The 19,910-nt window shown below is 56.4% G+C and carries 12 protein-coding genes; 9 read left to right on the forward strand and 3 right to left on the reverse strand.

Going from position 1 to position 19,910, the window contains the following annotated elements; translation table 11 throughout:
• The first annotated feature begins 1 nt into the window (after position 1).
• The 5 genes from CRO08_RS03875 (at position 2) to CRO08_RS03895 (ending at position 7,575) form a co-directional block, all read left to right on the forward strand.
• Positions 2-1,453, forward strand: coding sequence for a DUF5683 domain-containing protein (locus CRO08_RS03875; protein WP_097035121.1), 1,452 nt, complete (start codon positions 2-4; stop codon positions 1,451-1,453).
• Positions 1,454-2,164, forward strand: coding sequence for a hypothetical protein (locus CRO08_RS03880; RefSeq protein ID WP_097035122.1), 711 nt, complete (start codon positions 1,454-1,456; stop codon positions 2,162-2,164). It begins immediately after the preceding gene.
• Between the two features lie 22 nt (positions 2,165-2,186).
• A complete protein-coding gene (locus CRO08_RS03885; RefSeq protein ID WP_141398223.1) occupies positions 2,187-3,329 on the forward strand; it encodes an SGNH/GDSL hydrolase family protein in 1,143 nt (380 codons plus the stop codon).
• 64 nt (positions 3,330-3,393) lie between these two features.
• On the forward strand, positions 3,394-4,509 hold the full coding sequence (locus tag CRO08_RS03890) for an efflux RND transporter periplasmic adaptor subunit (RefSeq protein WP_255252233.1): 1,116 nt from the start codon (positions 3,394-3,396) through the stop codon (positions 4,507-4,509).
• Between the two features lie 6 nt (positions 4,510-4,515).
• Positions 4,516-7,575 (forward strand): efflux RND transporter permease subunit, encoded by a 3,060-nt coding sequence (locus CRO08_RS03895; protein ID WP_097035125.1) that lies wholly within the window; start codon positions 4,516-4,518, stop codon positions 7,573-7,575.
• A 26-nt stretch (positions 7,576-7,601) separates the two neighbouring features.
• Here CRO08_RS03895 and CRO08_RS03900 read toward each other — a convergent pair whose 3' ends face one another.
• A complete protein-coding gene (locus tag CRO08_RS03900; protein WP_072810073.1) occupies positions 7,602-7,883 on the reverse strand; it encodes a septum formation initiator family protein in 282 nt (93 codons plus the stop codon).
• The gene (locus CRO08_RS03905; protein ID WP_097035126.1) at positions 7,883-8,797 is read right to left on the reverse strand and encodes a DNA-processing protein DprA; all 915 of its coding nucleotides are present in this window, start codon (positions 8,795-8,797) and stop codon (positions 7,883-7,885) included. Before CRO08_RS03905 ends, CRO08_RS03900 begins: the two co-directional genes overlap by 1 nt.
• A 198-nt stretch (positions 8,798-8,995) precedes the next feature.
• Between CRO08_RS03905 and mazG the strand changes: the two genes are divergently transcribed.
• The 4 genes from mazG (at position 8,996) to CRO08_RS03925 (ending at position 18,377) form a co-directional block, all read left to right on the forward strand.
• Entirely contained in the window at positions 8,996-9,793 is a 798-nt protein-coding gene (gene mazG, locus CRO08_RS03910) for a nucleoside triphosphate pyrophosphohydrolase (RefSeq protein WP_097035127.1), read from the forward strand.
• A gap of 285 nt (positions 9,794-10,078) precedes the next feature.
• On the forward strand, positions 10,079-15,394 hold the full coding sequence (uvrA, locus tag CRO08_RS03915) for an excinuclease ABC subunit UvrA (protein WP_097035128.1): 5,316 nt from the start codon (positions 10,079-10,081) through the stop codon (positions 15,392-15,394).
• A gap of 104 nt (positions 15,395-15,498) precedes the next feature.
• Positions 15,499-17,775 (forward strand): SUMF1/EgtB/PvdO family nonheme iron enzyme, encoded by a 2,277-nt coding sequence (locus CRO08_RS03920; RefSeq protein WP_097035129.1) that lies wholly within the window; start codon positions 15,499-15,501, stop codon positions 17,773-17,775.
• The gene (locus tag CRO08_RS03925; RefSeq protein ID WP_097035130.1) at positions 17,775-18,377 is read left to right on the forward strand and encodes a hypothetical protein; all 603 of its coding nucleotides are present in this window, start codon (positions 17,775-17,777) and stop codon (positions 18,375-18,377) included. The genes CRO08_RS03920 and CRO08_RS03925 overlap by 1 nt, the downstream gene beginning before the upstream one ends.
• Positions 18,378-18,683: 306 nt before the next feature.
• Here the strand turns inward: CRO08_RS03925 and ychF are convergent, their stop codons facing one another.
• Positions 18,684-19,781, reverse strand: a complete 1,098-nt coding sequence (gene ychF, locus CRO08_RS03930) for a redox-regulated ATPase YchF (protein WP_097035131.1) — start codon at positions 19,779-19,781, stop codon at positions 18,684-18,686.
• Positions 19,782-19,910 lie beyond the last annotated feature (129 nt).

Genomic DNA, 19,910 nt, shown 5'->3' on the forward strand with positions numbered 1-19,910 from the left:
TATGCATAAGTTTCATTTAGTGGCATGTTTTGCCGGTCTTCTGGCGGTGCAGTCCTTTGCGCAGCCGCGTGACCTTTTTGCGGAGTTCGAGGCGGAAGCCGAGGCTGCCCAGTCGAGCGAGACGGTTGTTTCGTCCAGTTCGGCGGCTGTTTCCAGCAGTAGCGTCGCACCTGCTTCTAGTGCAGCGCTGTCTTCGAGTTCTGTGGCGCCCTCCAGTTCGAGCGTGGCGAGCAGTTCTTCTGTAGTTGCTTCTTCAAGTTCTGTGGCTCCGGCTGATACCGCAGCCCCCGCTGTTGCCGATACTGCCGCCCCTGCCGTCGCGGATACGACTGCTCCGGCCGACACCACTGTTGCCGATTCCGCTGCCGGCGATTCCGCTATTGCTGATTCCGCGAAGCCGATGACTCCCGAAGAGGCCTATGCTGCCGAGATGAGGCGGCTTTCCGAAGAGAACCGCATCCGCGACTCGCTTGCAGCCCTCAGCTCCAGCAGTTCCGAACAGCCCGCACCGGATATCTCTTCTAGTTCTATGAGCCGCCGCGACCTGCTTGGCCCGGTGAAGGTTTCGAAGGTCTATGGCATCGACGATATGAAGGGCCGTTACAAGAGCCCGCGCAAGGCGCTGTTCATGTCGCTTGTGGTGCCGGGTTCCGGCCAGCTGTATGTGGGCGGTTCTACGTTCACGTATGTGCGCGGTGGTGCTTACCTTGCGCTCGAAGCAGCCCTGTGGGGCAGTTGGGCCTATTTCTCGGTGTACAAGTACAACGACCAGGTCAAGAAGTACAAGAAGTTTGCCAGGGAACACTATTCCATTGGCCGTTACGAGGCGGGCATGCGTGAACTTGTGGGCCAGCTTTCTGACGAGACGGAAGAATCCCGCTTCGAGACCCGCTACATGAATAGTCGTGAAAGTTTCTGCGAGGCCATCTACGGCAACGCGTCTTCGGCGGGTTGCTATACGGCGAACAGGCTTTTCTACAACGACAAGAGCCATTACGACCGCTTCTCTGTGGGCAACCCCACGTCGCTCGAGAACGAAATCGAGTCGGTCGGTTCGTTCTATGATGGTTCTGCGGTCTACCAGCAGATTGCGGACAGGGCTTACGTGCTCGGTTGGGACGATGTGGAAGAACCGGCGGTTGCCATGAACCTCGAACTCGAGGACGACGAGCCTTCCGACGGAATTGTGCCGCTCGCGAAATCCTCGAACATGGACGAGTACCGCTCCATGCGCAGCAAGGCGAACGACTACGCCGATTTGCAGGTGTGGTTCTTCGGCGGGCTTATCCTCAACCACATTGTTTCGGCCATCGACGCCGCGTTTACGGCGAATGCTCACAACAAGACGCTCTACTCCGAGGAACTTTCGTGGTATGACCGCCTTCACTTCGATAGCTACGTGAGCATCTTTAACGGGCTCGACGTGGGCGTGCAGGCTAGTTGGGGATTCTAGATGCGCCTTTTGATGGTCATTCTTCTGGTTGCGGTCTCAGCCTTTTCGCAGGTAGTTATTACCGTCGACGAGAACGTGAGCAAGAACCAGGACAAGAGCCTCTGGCTTGCGCTCGGGGCGTCGGCCTTGCTACCCGGTATGGGCGAACTTTACTTGGACGAGCGCACGCTGGTCAAGCCGTTCGTGTGGACTGATGCCGCCCTCTGGCTTACGGCAATCGGGTCGTATTTCATTGGCGAGCGCTACATCACGTCGGCGCACGGCTACGCGGTGCGCCATGCGGGGCTCACTACGGATAGCAAGGATGTTTCTCTCCTCAATACGGTGGGCGACTACCGCAGCCGCGGGGGAGTCGCCGGCCAGAACTCCTCTCCCGATATGGACGAGGACTACAACCAGGCGATGATCCGTGCGGGCAAGGCGATTGACGACGAATATAGCGAGAGCATCCAGTGGGACTGGGGCTCGAGCGACAATCCCGAATCGACCGAGCGTATCGAGGAGTACAAGAGCCGCCTGCGCCATTTCCGCGTGAGTCGTATCGTGTTCCAGGTTTCTGTCGGCGCGCTGGTGCTCAACCGCGTGGTCTCGATTCTTGACGTGATGCGCGTCTACCGGGCGACATCGTCCAGGTCCTTTTCGCAGCGGATGGAATTTGCGCCCGAGTTTCTGGAAGACGGCGGCGGAATCCTGATGAACGTGAAGTTCTAGGCTGTGGTTGCGGGGTATCGCGGTGAAGAATATTCTCGTCATGGCGTTGCTCTGTTCCCTTTGCCTAGCTTCTTGCAGCAACAGTGTTTCCTATTCAGAAGATTCTACCGATGTTCCCGTGCTGGAATGGACTTGGGTCCCTTATGATTCGGACGTATTGCAGATTTCCGGGCGCACCAATTACGAAAAAGGCGACTTCCTGATTCTTTCGTGGTCGGCGTCTTCCGTTACGATTGCCTTTCGCGGAACCGCCCTGGAGATGAAGGGCTGGACAAACAATATCGTCTATCTCGATGTCTTTGTGGATGGGGAAGAAGACCCATCCTCCCTGATAAAGCTTACCTATTCCGAGGAAGATTCGCTGAACGAGCCTGTATCTGTACCTGTAGTTTCGGACCTGCCCTATGGCGAACATGTCGTTACTTTGTATAAAAGGACTGGCAGCAACTTTGGTGACTGGCGCGTGTATGGAATGCGGGTGCTGGGCCGTGCGGAGAAGGATTTGTTGCCCGCTAGGCCGGAGCGCCGGATTGAGTTTGTCGGGAATTCTATTGCCTGCGGTTGCGATGTGCTGATGCCTGTGCCGGGGCAGGAATTTGATCTGTATTTTGAAAGCTCATACTACAGTTATGCAGGGCAGACGGCAAAGATGCTACATGCGGAGGAACATAACATCTGTAGCGGCGGTCACGGGGTCTATCTCAATTACGATGGTTCTACGGCCCTTGCTCTTCCGGTTGTGTATAACAGGACGGCGACGCTGTCGCTCGATGCGGTTGCATGGGACCATAGCTTGTGGCATCCCGATATTGTCGTGGTAAACCTGGGCACGAACGATTTTGCAAGCAGGATGATTGATTCTACCCGATTTGTGAACGCGACCGTAAACTTTATCCGAAAGATACGTTCTTACCATCCGGAGGCAAGGATTGTCTTGCTGGATGGCCCGATGCTTACCGGGGATTACATGGTGAAATGCCGCCAGTACCTGGACACCGCGAAGGCGATTCTCGAAGGCGAGGGTGTTGATGAATTGTACAGGTTCTCGTTTGACCCGCATGGAGAGTCTGCGTATAACGTTTACTATCACCCGACAAGGGAAGAGGCCGCTGCGGATGCCCAAAGCCTGACCGCGTGGATACGCTCGGAATTCGGGTGGAATTAGGGGCGAGGTTTTGTTTTTTTCTAGATTTTGCAACCAATTGATACCCTCTATGCATCTAAATGGCGTGAAAAAGTTTATTGTATTCGTTTTTGTAGCCCTTTTCCTTGCCGCCTGCGGTGGCGAAGATTCCGCTGCGAGCGGTGCGAAGGGTGCCGGTGCTCCGGGCAAGGGTGGCCCGAGCGGGAAAGGCGGACCGGGAGGCAGGCCTGCACGCGAGATTGCCGTGGAAGGCTATATTGCCGAAGCCCACGAGGGCGGCAAGACGTTCTCTGCGATGGCGACGCTCGAACCTCTCAACAGTGTTGAACTCACTGCTGCAACGTCTGGCAGGCTCATGAACCTTTATGCGAAGGACGGCGCCCAGGTGCAGAAGGGCACGCTCCTTGCAAAGATTGACGATTCCGAACTCAGGGCGCAGCTCAAGCAGGCGGAATCGAACAAGCAGCTCGCCCAGCAGAAGTACGACCGCGCGAAGGGGCTCTACGAGAAGGATGGTGCGACGAAGGCCGACATGGAAGCGGCGGAAGCGTCGCTCAAGTCTGCGGAAGCGTCGGTGGAACTCATCAGGGCGCAGATTGCGAAGACCGAAGTTCGTGCCCCGTTCGCTGGCAAGCTCGGTTTCGTGAACGTTTCGGTGGGCGCGTGGCTCACGACCGGGACCTCGGTCGCGACTCTCAGCGAAGTGAAGAAGTTGAAGGCGAAATTCGCCCTCCCGCAGCGCTATGCATCGGCCCTCAAGCCGGGCGATGCCGTGGAACTCAAGGACGAGGAACGCAATATTTCTGCAAGCGGCAAGGTGAAGGCCCTGGAAGCGGGACTTTCGGAAAGTAGCCGTACCCGCCAGGTGCTGGTGGAAGTCAATAACGCAGGGGGCGAACTCCTTGCGGGTTCTTACGCGAAGGTGAATGTGACTATGCAGGCGGGAGTCGCAAAGAGCATCCCGATTCCGGCCGAGGCGTTCACGCTGGACAAGGATGGCGCCTACGTGTTCGTGGCTACGGGCGGGAAGGCGAAAATCAAGCACGTACAGACCGGGCTCCGCACGCCGATTACGGTCGATGTGACCGGAGGGCTCGACGAGGGCGATACCGTGATTACTTCGGGCCTCATTAGCCTGCGCGAAGGCATCTCTGTGCGCATCCGTGAAATCCGCCACAACACCGATTACGAAGTGGAGTAAACGCGGATGAGTGTCGCGAACCTTTCCGTACGTCGTCCGGTACTCATGACGGTGATGGCGCTTGTCATCATCTTGCTCGGTGCTTTTGGTGCAAGCAACTTGGGCGTGCGCGAATACCCGAACGTCGACTATCCCTTGATTCAGGTGCGTACCTCGTACCCGGGCGCTAACGCCGCGGTGGTGGAGGCCGAAGTCACCGAAATCTTGGAAGCGTCCATCAACAGTGCGTCGGGCATCAAGGCGCTTACCTCCACGAGCCGAGACGGATTCTCGTTCATCAACATCGAGTTTGAAACGGGAATGGACTTGGAGGCGGCCGCGAACGAAATCCGCGACCGCGTGAGCCGCGTGCGCCGCAGACTCCCCGACGATGTGGACGAGCCGACGGTCTACAAGTCCGATAGCGACAACGACCCGATTTTGATGGTGAGCCTCGTTAGCGAAAAACTCGACCCGATGGAAGTTTCCGAAATCGCGAACAACTTTGTGAAGGAACGCCTGCAGACCATCAACGGGGTGTCTGAAGTTGCCATCTGGGGCGAAAAGCGCCCGACGGTGCGCCTGTGGATTGATCCGGTGCGCCTGCAGGCACTTGGCGTTTCGGGAGCCGAGATGTCGGCAGCGCTCAAACGCGGCAACCTGGAACTGCCCTCCGGTTCTATCGAGGGTAGCGAGACGACGCTTTCTATCCGCACGCTGGGTCGCATTCTGGACCCGAAAGCGTTCGAGAACATTGCGGTAAAGACGGCTGCCGACGGCACGGTCATCCGCATTTCCGATGTGGCGGATATCCATTACGAACCGAAGGACACGCGTACTGGTTTCCGCCGTAACGGCAAGAACTCCATCACGCTCGCCCTGATGGCACAGCCGGGCTCTAACCACGTGGAAATCGCGAACGAGTTCTACAAGCGTGTGGAGGATATCCGCCGCGAGATTCCCGAGGGCGTGCAGGTGCTTTACGGGCGCGATACCTCCATCAACATTCGCGCTTCCATCAAGGAAGTGGTGGAGACCATCTTCATCGCGTTCCTGCTGGTGATTGCGATTATCTTTGCCTTCCTGCGCCAGGCCCGCACGACGCTCATTCCGATGGTGGTGGTGCCGGTGGCCGTTATCGGAAGCTTCTTCGTGCTGTACCTGTGCGGGTTCAGTATCAACGTGCTGACCCTGCTTGCGATGGTCTTGGCGATTGGCCTCGTGGTGGACGATGCCATCGTGATTGTGGAAAACATCTACCACAAGATTGAACGCGGTATGACTCCCAAGCAGGCGGCGGTCGCGGGTACAAACGAAATTTTCTTCGCGGTGATTGCGACCTCGGTCGTCTTGATGGCGGTGTTTGTGCCGGTGCTTGCGCTGGGCGGTACTACGGGTCTCCTTTTCCGCGAGTTCGTGGCGGTGATGATCGGTACGGTGTTCCTCTCGACGCTCTGTGCGCTTACACTCTCGCCGATGCTCTGCTCCAAGTTCCTGAGCCGCCAAAAGCAGGGCTGGTTCTTCCGCGTTACCGAGCCGTTCTTCGACGGGCTCAACCGCATTTATGCCGTGCTTCTTGGGCTGTTTCTCAAGTTGCGATTCTTGCTTTTCCCAGTAGTGGCGGGGCTCCTGGCTATTGCGTACCTCTGCTTCAACAACATGAGTAGCGAGATGGCCCCGACGGAAGACTCCAACGCGGTCATGGTGAACCTGAACATGCCCGAAGGTGTGACGCTCACGCGCACCAAGCGCATGGCCGACGCCTTTGCCGAAGAGGTGATTGCGCTCATGGATTCTAACGAGTACACCGAAATCCAGGCGGGCGCGTGGAACGCGGGCAACTCCAGAATGCGCATATTCCTGAACGACGACAAGAAGGCGCGCCGCCCGCAGAGCGAAATCGCCCGCAGCATTCAGGTGCTCGGTAACGAATACCCCGATTTGCGCGTGATGGTTTTTGAACCGCAGAGCATCAGCACGCAGCGCGGTGGACTTCCGGTGCAGTTCGTGTTGCAGGCCCCGAATATTGAAATCTTGCGCACGCTCGTGCCCAAGTTCGAGGAAGAGGCGAGCAAGAGCCCGGTGTTCAGCGTGGTGAATACGAACCTGAGGTTCACGAAGCCCGAACTGCATATCGAGATTCTGCGCGACAAGGCGAACGAGGAAGGAGTTTCGGTGAACGACATCGCGCAGGCGGTGCAACTTGCGATAAGCGACCAGAGCTATGGCGAGTTCTACAAGGACGGTCGCCAGTACGATATCATCGGTGCGGTGGGTTACCAGTACAGGAGCATGCCTGAAAACATCGCGATGCTCACGGTCAAGAACGCGAAGGGCGAACTCGTGAGTCTCGATAACTTCATTACGTTCAGCGAGCAGTCCGCATCGCCGTCGCTCCCGCGATTCAACCGATTCTCTGCCGCCACCATCCAGGCGGGCCTTGTTCCCGGGAAGACGATTGGCGACGGCGTGGAGGAGATGCGCCGGATTGCGAAGCACCTCCTGAAGGATTACCCGAGCGTGAGTACCGCATTGAGCGGGTCGTCGAAGGAGTTCGAGGAAAGTTCCAGCGGGCTCTACATCGTGTTCCTGCTGGCGCTTGCGCTTGTGTTCCTCGTACTTGCGGGGCAGTTCGAAAGTTTCCGCGCTCCCTTTGTGATATTCTTTACGGTGCCTCTCGCACTTGCGGGCGCGCTCGCCTGCCTGTTCATTACCGGCCAGACGCTCAATATCTTTAGCGAGATTGCGCTTATATTGCTTATCGCGCTCGTGACGAAGAACGGCATATTGATTGTGGAATTTGCAAACCAGATTGCGGCGAATACCGGGTGCAGCAAGCTTGAGGCGGCTCGGCTAGCGGCAGAACGCCGCTTCCGCCCAATCCTCATGACGAGCCTTTCCACAGTATTGGGCGCGGTGCCGCTCATCATGACCGGCACCCCGAGCCGCATCGCGATGGGCATCGCCATTGCGGGTGGCCTCACGTTTGCCACGTTCCTTTCTCTGTTTGTGGTTCCTGCGGCCTACAGCTTCTTTGCGGGCAAGGTCGATGCGACCAATACCACCGACGCATCGAAGATGGCGTAGCCGTTCGCGCTAGATACCCTGCGCGCCTATTTTACCATCTGGAAAACTTTCTCGCCTTCGCGGCTCATGCCGTACTTGGTGCGGAGTATTTCTTCCTTGTAGAGCGAGTCGTTCTGGAGGCGTTCAATTTCGGACTTGTAGTCATCGATGATGCCCTTGAGCGAATCTACCTTGTACTCGTATTCCGTTATCAGGTGCTCAATCTTTTTTTGCTCGAAGAGGTTGCCCTTGCTGAAGAACAACTGCAGCACAAGAACGCCTATGAAGAACAGGAAGGCGAGTATAAAGATGTAGATTCTCTTGTGCATCAGGTGGCTCCGTTGAAATGGAAACTGAAGTTGTCTTCGGTGTAGGCAAGTCCAGCCATTTCTAGTTCCGTCAATATAGTTAAAAGTTGATTCACGTCAAGGCCAGATTCCGATTGAAGTTCAGAAAATGTTTTGCGGAATCCGTTAACCTTCAAAAAGAACTTTTTGGTTTCGTCGCTCAGGTTGCAGCCTGCAAGCGAGAGTTCCTCGAAACTGATGCCCCCGCTCTTGGGGAGCCCGAGTGCGGTACATAAACTTTCGGGCCGGAATATCGGCTTGGCGATGCCCCTGTCGAGCAAGTCGTTCGCGCCGCTCGCCACTTCGCTGTCGAAATCTCCGGGAACGGCGAACAGATCCCGCGAATCCTTGCGCGCGAATTCCGCAGTAAGCAGTGCCCCTCCTTTTTTCTTGCTCTGGACAATGACGGTTGCCCTGCTGAGGCCTGCGATAATCCTGTTCCTTGCAGGGAAATTGCTCTTGTATGCGACTACGTCGGGTTCGAACTGGCTTACGAGTGCTCCGCCTGCATCCAAGATGCGCTTGGCGAGGTCCCCGCGGCTTCCCTCGATCCTCGTGTCCAGTCCCTGCGCGAGGACTGCGATAGTCGGGATGCCCGCTTCGAGTGCCGCTTCGTGGCACAGGCTGTCGATGCCCTGCGCGAGTCCCGAGATGACGATGGCATGCGTCCCCTTGAGCGAGAATACGAGCCGCTTGCAGAGTTCGCGAGCGTTGTTGCCTGGCCTGCGGGTGCCGACCATCGCAATCCCCACGGGAGTCTTGCTGGCGTCACTTTCCGGCGATGTCGGGGGAGGGAGCGTTCCCCTTGCGTAGATGAATTCGGGTTTGTGTGTGGAACTGTCGAGCAGGAGCGGAAAATCCCCTGCCTCGATGCGGTAAATACTTGTGTCTTTCATGGCTTATCCAGTGAAAGCGCTATAAGGAACATGCCGCGCGTTTTTTGATAAACGTTTGTGGCAATCGCCCGGGTCCGGAAAGTCCGGTACCTGTATTTAGCCTAGGCCCGCGAATAATATAGTTAAAATAATTGATGATTGATGATGGATGATTGATAATTCTGCGGGGTGGCCGCGCACATTTCTATCTTTATAGCCATGAAGTACACGTTCGATGATTTGGTCAACATTCTCAAGCGTCTCCGTGCCGAAGATGGATGCCCGTGGGACCGCGCTCAGGATACGCACACGCTCTTGCCGTACCTGGTAGAAGAAAGCAGCGAGTTTATCGATGCCGCGATGGAAGGCGACAAGGCTCACATGTGCGAGGAACTGGGTGACGTGCTGCTGCAGGTGGTTTTCCATGCGCAGGTCATGAAGGAGAGTGGCGACTTCAACATCGATGATGTTGTTCAGGGAATCTGCGAGAAGATGATTCGCAGGCATCCGCATGTTTTTGGCGACGCGCAGGTGGATACGGCAGGTGAAGTCAGCCGACGCTGGGAAAAGATCAAGGCCCAGGAAGCGCTGCACCAGAAGGATGCCGGCAAGTCCGTTATGGATAAGGTAAGCAAGAGCATGCCGACGCTCGCCCGCACGCAGGATATCATCCGCAGGGTGGCGAAAGTGGGTTTTGACTGGGGCGAATCCGCTCCCGTATTCGACAAGGCTCAGGAGGAATTCGCGGAATTTCGTGCCGAGATGGAGAAGGTCACTTCCGAAAATGCGAATACCGACCGCCTGGAAGACGAGTTCGGCGATATCATGTTCTGTCTCGTGAACGTGGCGCGCCATAGCGGGTTCAATGCCGACGTGGCACTCCGCCGCGCAAATGCGAAGTTCGAGAAGCGTTTCCGCGAGGTGGAACGCCTTGCCCGCGAGCAGGGGAAGGCCCTACCCGAATTTGGTCTGGAAGGCCTGCAGCAGCTGTGGAAGCAGGCTAAGCAGAAAACCTGATGTGACGTATTCCACGTTGGAATGTTCCTTGCGGGAACTGCTTCTTGTGAAAAACTTTGTTCACAAGGGCGTTTTATGGGGTATATTATGGATGTGCTTCCAGTCAGTCCTGGTTCTAGAGAAGGGATGCCGGATCGAATCGCGGGGTAGGACTCATTGGGTGTACGCTTTCTATTCCAAAAAAGCACTCGGTCTTCGGGCCGGGTGTTTTTTTGTGGTGTAAACCCGCACTTTATGTGCGTTTTGGATATTGAAACTTGCTCAAATGTTTAGTATATTTGGGGCATGACAAAGTCCATCGAGATACGCGACGCGCACGAACACAACCTCCGCCATGTGAACCTTTCTATTCCCCGCGATTCCATCGTGGTGGTAACCGGCGTTTCCGGTTCGGGCAAGTCGAGCCTCGCTTTCGATACGGTGTTCCAGGAAGGCCAGCGCCGTTTTGTGGAATCGCTTTCGGCGTATGCGCGCCAGTTCATCGGCCGCATGAAGCACCCCGAGGTGGAGAGCGTCCGCGGCATTTCGCCGACGATTTCGATTGACCAGAAGACAGTGAACCGTAACCCGCGTTCGACGGTGGGTACGGTGGTCGAGATTCTGGACCATTACCGCTTGCTGTTTGCGCGCTTGGGCGTGCCGCATTGCCCTGATTGCGGGCGCGTGATCCAGGCGCAGACGGTGGACCAGATTGTCGATAATTTGTACGTGAGTGACGAAGGCAAGCAGATTACGGTGATGGCCCCGATTGTGCAGGAGCGCAAGGGCGAATACCGCAAGGAACTGGCCGAACTCAAGGAAAACGGTTTTGTGCGTGCCCGTGTGGACGGGACGATTTACCGCCTGGAAGATGTTCCTGCACTCGTGCGTTACGAGAAACACACGATTGAAGCGGTGATCGACCGCTTGACGCTGGAACGCAAGAACATGAGCCGCCTGCGCGAGGCGCTGGAAGGTGCGCTGAAATTGACCGACGGGAAGTTGGTGAGCTTCTTGCTATCGGCGGGCGGTTCTGGCAAGGATGGCGCCGGAGATGTTGGTGCTGGGAATGCGCCGGCGAAGGAAGAATACCGCCTGCAGGGAACGCTGCTCGCTTGCCCCAAGTGCGGCATCTCTATTCCGGAACTGGAACCGCGATTCTTCAGTTTCAACGACCCGAAGGGCCGTTGCCCCGCCTGTAAGGGCATGGGCGAAAGCTACAAGTTCGACTTGGACTTGATTATTCCGGACAAGACGAAGTCCATCAAGGAAGGCTGCATCGCGACGATCAAGAAGGACGACGGCACGCTGATTTTTAGCGATTTCGGGCGCCGCAACTTAAGGAACATCGCGAACGAAATGCATTTTTCGCTCGATACGCCGTGGAACAAGCTCAAGAAGGCGCAACAGGATGCCGTGCTGTACGGCACACCGAGCGAATCGGAACGCGGGATTATCCCGATTATGCAGGAACTGTGGGACATGTGGCACATTTACCACTTCCGCAAGTACATGCAGATTGGCGTTTGCCCCGAATGCCACGGCACGCGCATCAACCGCACGGCGAATGCGGTCACTTTCCACGGGCACAACCTGACCGAGATGACGGAATGGTCCGTTGAGAAGTCGGTGGAATTTTTCAACAAGATTGACTTGTCCGAAAAGGAAAAGCGAATTGGCAAGGAAATTCTGAAAGAAATCCGCGGGCGACTTTCGTTCCTCAATGCGGTGGGGCTGGGGTACCTGACTATCAACCGCAAGGCTTCTACTTTGAGCGGTGGCGAGGCTCAGCGCATAAGGCTTGCTAGCGCCGTGGGCGCCGGCCTGCAAGGCGTGCTTTACGTACTTGACGAGCCGAGCATTGGGCTCCACCCCCGCGATAACGATAAACTGCTCGGGATGCTGGAGCATTTGCGTGCGCAGGGCAACTCCCTGATTATTGTGGAACACGACGAAGATACCATGCGTCATGCGGACTGCGTGATTGACGTGGGGCCGGGTGCCGGTGTGGAAGGCGGTCGCGTGATTGCGGCAGGGACTGTCGAAGAACTCGAGAAGAACAAGGCTTCGCTGACGGGCGCGTACTTGAGCGGTCGCAAGGCGATCGAGATTCCCGAAAAGCGCAAGAAGATTGACAAGAATACGCCGAAACTCAAGATTTGCGGTGCGGCGGAAAACAACCTGAAAAACATTGATGTGGAAATTCCGCTCGATGGCGCGTTGACGGTGGTGACAGGTGTTTCTGGTTCCGGCAAGAGCACGCTGATAAACCAGATTCTGCGTCGCGAATTGGCCCGCGTGTTTTATAACGCTGAAGAACCGGTCGGCAAGTTTGATCACCTGGAAGGCCTCGAGAATATCGACAAGGTGATTGAAATTGACCAGACGCCGATTGGCCGCACGCCGCGAAGCAATCCGGCGACGTATACCAAGATTTGGGACGACGTGCGCGACCTTTTCGCGAGCATGGAAGAAAGCAAGATTCGCGGTTACAGCAAGAGCCGTTTCAGCTTCAACGTGAAGGGCGGCCGCTGCGATGCGTGCGAAGGTGCGGGCGTGAAAATCGTGGACATGCACATTCTGCCGAGCGTGCAGGTGACTTGCGAAGTGTGCGGCGGCAAGCGCTTTAACGATGCGACGCGTGAAGTTTATTTCAAGGGCAAGAACGTCTCCGAAATTCTCGATATGAGCATCGCCGATGCAGCGGAATTCTTCAAGGACATCCCGAAGATTGCCGAACCGCTGAACTTGCTCGTGGAAGTGGGCCTCGGTTACCTCACTCTGGGCCAACCTTCGACAACGTTGAGCGGGGGAGAGGCGCAGAGAATCAAGATTGCCTCTGAACTGCGCCGCCCGGGTACGGGAAAGACGCTTTATTTGCTTGATGAACCGACGACTGGCCTGCACTTTGAAGATATCCGCAAGCTCATGGATTGCCTGAATCGCTTGCGCAGCCTCGGCAACAGCGTCGTGATTATCGAACACAATCTGGACGTGATCAAGTGCGCTGACTGGATTATCGATTTGGGCCCGGATGCGGGCGTTCACGGTGGTCGCGTGATTGCGACGGGAACTCCCGAACAGATTGCGAAGAGCAAGAAGTCCGAAACGGGCCGCTATCTCGCGCCGGTGCTTGCGAAAAAGCATGGCGAGAACCATCATTTTGACCGCACGCTCAAGGGCGGCGAAGATTTGTCGCTCGATATCGAGGTGCATGGCGCGCGCAAGCATAACCTCAAGAATATTGACGTGACGATTCCGCGCCACAAGCTCACAGTGGTCACGGGTGTTTCGGGTTCCGGCAAGTCGAGCCTTGCGTTCCATACGCTTTTTAGCGAAGGCCAACGCCGCTTTGTCGAAACGTTGAGCACGTATGCACGCCGCTTCCTCGGTCGCCCCGACCACGGGAGCATCGATTCCATTTCGGGCCTCGCGCCGGCGATTGCGATTGACCAGAAGAGTGCGAGCAAGAGCCCGCGCAGTACGGTGGCGACCCTCACCGAAATCTATGACTACTTCCGCATTTTCTGGGCGAGGGTCGGCACCCCGCATTGCTTGAAATGCGGGAAGCCCGTGGCTTCGTACAGCGCGGGCGACCTGATGCAATATGCCTTCGACCGCGATTTGAACAAGAAAGTCACGGTGCTTGCCCCGTTCGAAATCAAGGACGTGCTGAAACTTTCCAAGATTCTCACGGAAAAAGGCTACCGCAAAGTTTACCTCGGTAATAAGCTGGTGGAACTCCCGCTACCGAAAATTCCGACCCGCGAAAAGCAACTATTCGCCGTCGTTGATACGGTGGTGGTCAAGGAAGAAAACCGCGCCCGCTTGGTAGAAGCTTTTGAACGTGGCTACCGCGACGGCAACGGAATCCTTTACGTGGAAGACGAGAAGGGCGGTCGCTTGGCATGCTCCGAAAAGCCGGGCTGCCCCGATTGCGGTTGGTACATGGATTCGGCGCTGAACCCGAAACACTTCAGTTTCAATACGCACTGGGGCGCTTGCGAAACCTGCCTTGGCCTCGGTCACGATTACGATGGACATGTCTGCCCGGACTGCCACGGCGAACGTTTGAAGCCCGAATATCTTGCGGTGCGCATCGGCGACAAGAACATCATGGACGTGAACCACATGAGCATCGCCCAGGCTTACGAATGGTTCAGCAACGAGAATTTCAAGCGCGATAATTTCAAGGGCGACAAGAATGCCGACGGCAAGATGACGGTCGCCGAACCCCTGCTCCGCGAAATTGTCGGGCGCCTCAACTTCTTGAAGGGCGTGGGCCTCGGCTATATCGGCCTCGACCGTGCGGGCGACACGCTCAGCGGTGGTGAATCCCAGCGAATCCGCTTGGCTAGCCAGATTGGTAGCGGCCTTGAAGGCGTGCTTTATGTGCTTGATGAACCCACGGTGGGCCTGCACGAAAGCGATACCGCGATGCTCCTCGATACGCTTTACCGCCTGCGCGACCTCGGCAATACGCTTGTCGTGGTGGAGCATGACATGAAGATGATGCAGGCCGCCGACCACATTATCGATATGGGCCCGGCGGCGGGCGAGTTTGGTGGCGAGGTCGTCGCCGAGGGCTCTCCGGAGCAACTCTCCAAGCCGTATGCCTTGCAGCAGTTCCCGCGTAGCGAGACTGTCAAGTACCTCACGCATACAATCCCGATGGCGAACGAGATTGCGGCAAGGCCCATCACGGATTCTACGGAATTCTACGAGTTCGAAAAGCTCAAGCACAATAACTTGAAGAATTTATCTGTAAAGTTCCCGAAGGGCGCGATTAGCGTGGTCTGCGGTGTATCGGGCTCGGGCAAGAGTTCCATGGTCATGGACGAAATTTACCCGCGCCTGAAAAAGAAATTCCAGGCACGCGGCCGCAAGAAGCAGAGCGGCGAAGTGTTGCTGGTGGACCAGAGCCCGATTTCGGGTACGCCTCGCAGCACGCCCGCGAGTTTCACGGGCGTGTTTGACGATATCCGCAAGCTCTTCGCCAAACTGCCGCAAGCCAAGTTGAAAGGCTTCGACTACGGGCGTTTCAGTTACAACTTGGCTCGCGGCCGCTGCGAGGCCTGCGAGGGCCGCGGCGCCATCTCGGTGGAAATGCACTTCCTCTCCGACGTGTGGGAAGTCTGCGATGTTTGCGGCGGCAAGCGCTACAATCAGGAAACGCTCTCCGTCACCTTCAAGGGCAAGAACATCGCCGACGTGCTCGACATGCGCGTGGCCGAAGCCTGCGAATTCTTCAAGGACCAGCCGAAAATCCTCCCGAAACTGGAATGCCTGCGCGATGTGGGCCTCCCGTACGTAAAACTCGGCCAGTCTGTGACCACGCTCAGCGGTGGCGAATCCCAGCGCCTCAAGTTGGCAGCGGAACTTGCCCGCAAACCCGCCCAGGAAATGGTCTACCTGCTCGATGAGCCGACCACCGGCCTCCACCTCAGGGATATCCAGATTCTCTGGAACATGTTGCGCAAGCTTTCGGCCCGTGGCGATACCGTGATTGTCATCGAACACCACCCCGATATCATCCGCCTCGCCGACTGGAAAGTGGAACTCGGGCCCGTCGGTGGCGAAAAGGGCGGATATTTGCTCGAAATGGGCGAAAATGCCCGCTAAATGACCATAATCACGTACAACGTCATTATTAAGATATTATCTTTATGTAACGAACTGGCGCCCGGACTTGTCCGGTGCCTATAGGTTTATCAACAGGAGATGTTATGTCTTTTGCCCGTTTGCTACCTCTTTTGCTGTTGGTCCCGGCCCTCTCTTTTGCCGATGCCGACAAGAATTTCAAGGTTGCACCGAATCAGTTCTCGACCGGAAGCGTGGTCGAACCTGTCGCCAACATGGCCGTCGAGGCCAAGGGTGCCGCGATGGTTTCCCAGAAGCCGGTCTTCCCGCTCAAGAGCAATAACCTCTACTGGCGTCACAAGAAAGGCCCCAAGGAATACCAGTGGGTGCAGGGCCAGGTGAACTTCACGAATTTCAAGAAACTCCATGCCTTCAGTCTCGGACAGGCGCACCTGAACTCCTTCGAAGTCGCCCAGATGCGCTTCTACGCCTCCCAGAACAAGAAGGCGTTCCAGGACGAAGACGACCTCTACTTCGACAAGTACTTCATTTACTCCCCGCGTGTGCCCAAGCTGTTCTTTATCAAGAACGGAAAGTGGCAAATCCTGAATGAAACGGATCTTCCGGGCGTAGCCGTCATCAAGAGCGACCGCAAGGATGTCTATGCCGCATTTGAAGATGCTCCGACCAAGAAACTGCCCAAGGCGGTTTACCCCCTGCAGCCCGATACTTACGTGTTTATGTTCTCTGCTCCCGGTACGCTTCCGGTGGCCGATATCGGTGTTGTCAAGTCTGGCGAAGTGTTGGTGATGAAACCCCAGCTGGTGGCTATCGATGCAGATGCCAGCAAGGCTCCTGATCTTTCTGTCGGTATTTCTGACGTGAAGAAGACCAAGAATCTCGAAGAAACCGAAATCCTGTTTGACCAGTTTATTGCCGAACTGCAGAAGGTGGTCGACCTTGTCGACACGAACGAGTTTGTGAAGCTGTATCCGAAGATGAAGTCCGCTGAATCCGTGGGGCTCTACTCCGGCGAACCGAATTACGAAACCTACAGGTCCGCATATGAAGGCTCTCGCATGAAGGCCAAGTCCGACTGGCTGAATTCTAACATGAAGGGCGTGCCCGAACTCAATACTGCGTTCAAGAAGAAGCTCGATAGCCTGCAGGCACTCCCGCTGCGCGGTTCTATGGCTCCCACGTCGTTCGAGCCGGTGACCGACAAGGTTGTCGAGGGCGAGGATTCTACAGCCGCGAAGATGAAGGCCGTCAGGTTCAAGTTTGGCAAGGACAAGGAACGTTTCGATGTTGCTTGGGAAGGTACTGCCAAGGGCCTGACCGCCGAAGAACTCTACAAGTTGTTCACCGAACATGCAAGCGAGGTGACTGTCTATATTACCATCAAGCAGAACAAGCCCGTGTGGATTCGTAAGGATGGCGTGATTACCGGACGCCACCACTACCGCTACACCCGTATCGAGTTTGAATACCAGGGCAAGAACATGGTTGGCCTGGGTGACTTCTCTCTTCCCGGCTACATCGTGGACGAACCGGAGGTGCAGGAATGGCTGAACCACTACGATGCCGAAGATATCGCTCTCCAGCAGGGTGCTGCCGCCGAGGCTAAGGCCAAGGCCGCTGCCGCTAAGGAATCCGCGAAGAACGACACCGTGTATGCGAAGGACGCCTACATGCCGGAATTCACCAAGATGAGCATCCCGCGCATTATCCGTGACAATACGTTCGGTGCTGTGGCCCTCATCGATTCGGGTATGTTCCGTTACCGCGGTAGCGTTGTTCGCCTGTCTCCGTTCGCCATCATGACGACCGAGATGACGCAGAAACTTTTCGACCAGACGATGCTCCGCCAGCAGGATACCACCAAACGCATCAAGGATCGCTCGTCGTTCAAGAATCCGTCCAAGCCGGTCCACAACATCACGTGGGACGATGCTCGCGCTGCCTGTAAGCTTTTGGGCGGCGACCTGCCGACCGAAGCGCAGTGGGAATTTGCCGGCCGCGCCGACAACAACGAAGGCGCCCTCTGGACAATCGACGAGACTGCAGATGTGGGTGATTACGCCATCTATCGCGAGAACTCCTACAAGCGCGGCAAGAAGAGCGAAGCCTACGGCCCGCAGATGGTTGCTTCCAAGAAGCCGAATGCCTGGGGCATTTACGACATGTCCGGTAACGTTGCAGAATGGACCCGCGACAAGTACTTCATGTTCTCGTTCTGGGTGGAATCCTCTAACCCGACTGGCGCCATGATGGGCTTCTCGAAGGTGTACAAGGGCGGTTCCTGGAAGGACGGCGAATCTGCGCTCAACCTCACGAAGAGCGATGACGAAGACCCGAGATACTGGTCCGATGCAATCGGATTCCGTTGCGTGTTCCCGCGCAAGCTGTTCGAGGGTCGTTAATGCCTGAAAAAACATCCGTATCCGCTACGGAAGAACTCAAGAACGATACGCGATTCAAGTTTTTCCGCCGGATTATTTCTGCCCCGTACTTGCTGGCATTGCTCGGGCTCTTGCTGCCCCTGATGAATGTTTCTTGCGCCGAGAAGGTGATTGCCGAACCCTCGTTCTATGAGATTGCGACAGGCGCCGACTTGCGCGAAACCTTGAAGGAACCTGCGAAGGGTTACCTCCTGAAGATGGAGAAAGATAACCCGAAGGCGCTAGACCGCTTCCGCACTTCGATGCCCGAATTCCCGAAGCTCCAGCCGATGCCGGTGCTGTTCGGGATTGTTGCCGCTCTCGTGCTTGCTGCTGCGTTTGCTTGGTTCACTCCGCTCGGGTCACTTACCCTCGGGATACTTGCGATGTGCGCCTTGTGGGCTTTGCTTGCCCAGATGGGTTCGATATGCGCGAATATCGGAATGCAGGTGTTGCAGGTTGAACCTGGTCATGGCATCTATGCAGCATCCGTGCTAATCCTGATTGGAACCGCGATGAATCTCGCGGTGATAATCCGCCCGATTGTGGTGGAAGTGAAGGCGAAGCGCGCGGCGAAGAAATGAGACTAGGGAAGGCTCCGCCCTCCCTAAGACCCTCCCGTCATGCTCAAACACGCCTAGCACATATTAAACATCAAATCTGCGTGTTAGAGCATGCGCACCTTCGGTGCTGCGACTATGTCGTGATAAACTATTTGCAAAAAGAAAAACCGCGAGCGTGTTGCCCGCGGTTTTAAACTTTCTGGCGTTATGAGACTAGGGAAGGCTCCGCCCTCCCTAAGACCCTCCTGACACTTAATAATCCGCTCCACTCAAGTTGTGACTTGTGGTTTGAGCGGATTATTTGCGTGGGCGCCTGCCGGCGCCAAATTACACGTTAAACAGGAAGTACATGATGTCGCCATCCTGTACCAGGTAGTCCTTGCCTTCGGTGCGGACGAGGCCCGCTTCCTTCGCGGCGTTCCAGCTGCCGTGCTTCAAAAAGTCGGCGTAGCTCAAGGTTTCTGCGCGGATGAAGCCGCGTTCGAAGTCGGTGTGGATGACGCCTGCGCACTGCGGGGCCTTGTAGCCCGCGTGGAACGTCCAGGCACGGCATTCCTTTTCGCCTGCGGTGAAGAACGTGCGGAGCCCGAGAATTTCGTAGCCCTTACGCACCACGGCGTCGAGGCCCGATTCCTTCATGCCGAGTTCCTTGAGGAATTCAACCTTGTCGGCAGGTTCCATCGCGGAGAGTTCTTCCTCGATCTTGCCGCTGATCACGATGACTTCGTGGCCGTTCTTTGCGGCGTAATCCTTGAGCTGGTCCACATAGGCGTTGCCGGTGAGGATGTCGTCTTCCTTCACGTTCGCGCAGTAGAACAGCGGCTTTGCGGTAAGGAGCCCGAGGTCCTTCACGATGCCTTCCATTTCTTCGCTGTCGTGCATCACGGAGCGGGCGGCTTTGCCCTCTTCCATGGTTTTCTTCAGGAGTTCGCAGGCGGCAAGGCGTGCCTTTGCTTCGGCGTTGCCGGTGCGGGCGCTCTTTGCTTCGGTGGAAAGTCGCTTCTCGACGGTGTCGAGGTCCTTCAGGATGAGCTCGGTCTCGATGACTTCCACGTCACGCACCGGGTCCACGGAGCCGCTCACGTGCACGATGTTCTCGTCGTCGAAGCAGCGGATGACTTCCATGATGGCTTCGCATTCGCGGATGTGGGTGAGGAACTGGTTGCCGAGGCCTTCGCCCTGGGCGGCGCCCTTCACGAGGCCGGCGATGTCAACGAATTCCGTAACGGCGGGGACGATGGACTTCGGGTTGTAGACCTTCACGAGTTCGTCGAGGCGGCTATCCGGTACGCTCACCATGCCCACGTTCGGCTCGATAGTGCAGAACGGGTAGTTCGCGGCCTCGGCTCCGGCGTTGGTGATTGCGTTAAAGATGGTGGACTTGCCTACGTTCGGGAGGCCTACGATACCGCATTTGAAACCCATGATAATCTCCGGTTTGATTTGCGCGGAAAAACCGCACTCTTTGAACGCGGGTAAATTTAGAAAGAAAACCTATGCCAGGGCGAGTGATTTGTTGCAAATGCGGGTGTAAAATAAGGCTGCTTTGCGGGC

This window comes from Fibrobacter sp. UWT3 (genome assembly GCF_900230125.1).
Classification (GTDB): domain Bacteria; phylum Fibrobacterota; class Fibrobacteria; order Fibrobacterales; family Fibrobacteraceae; genus Fibrobacter.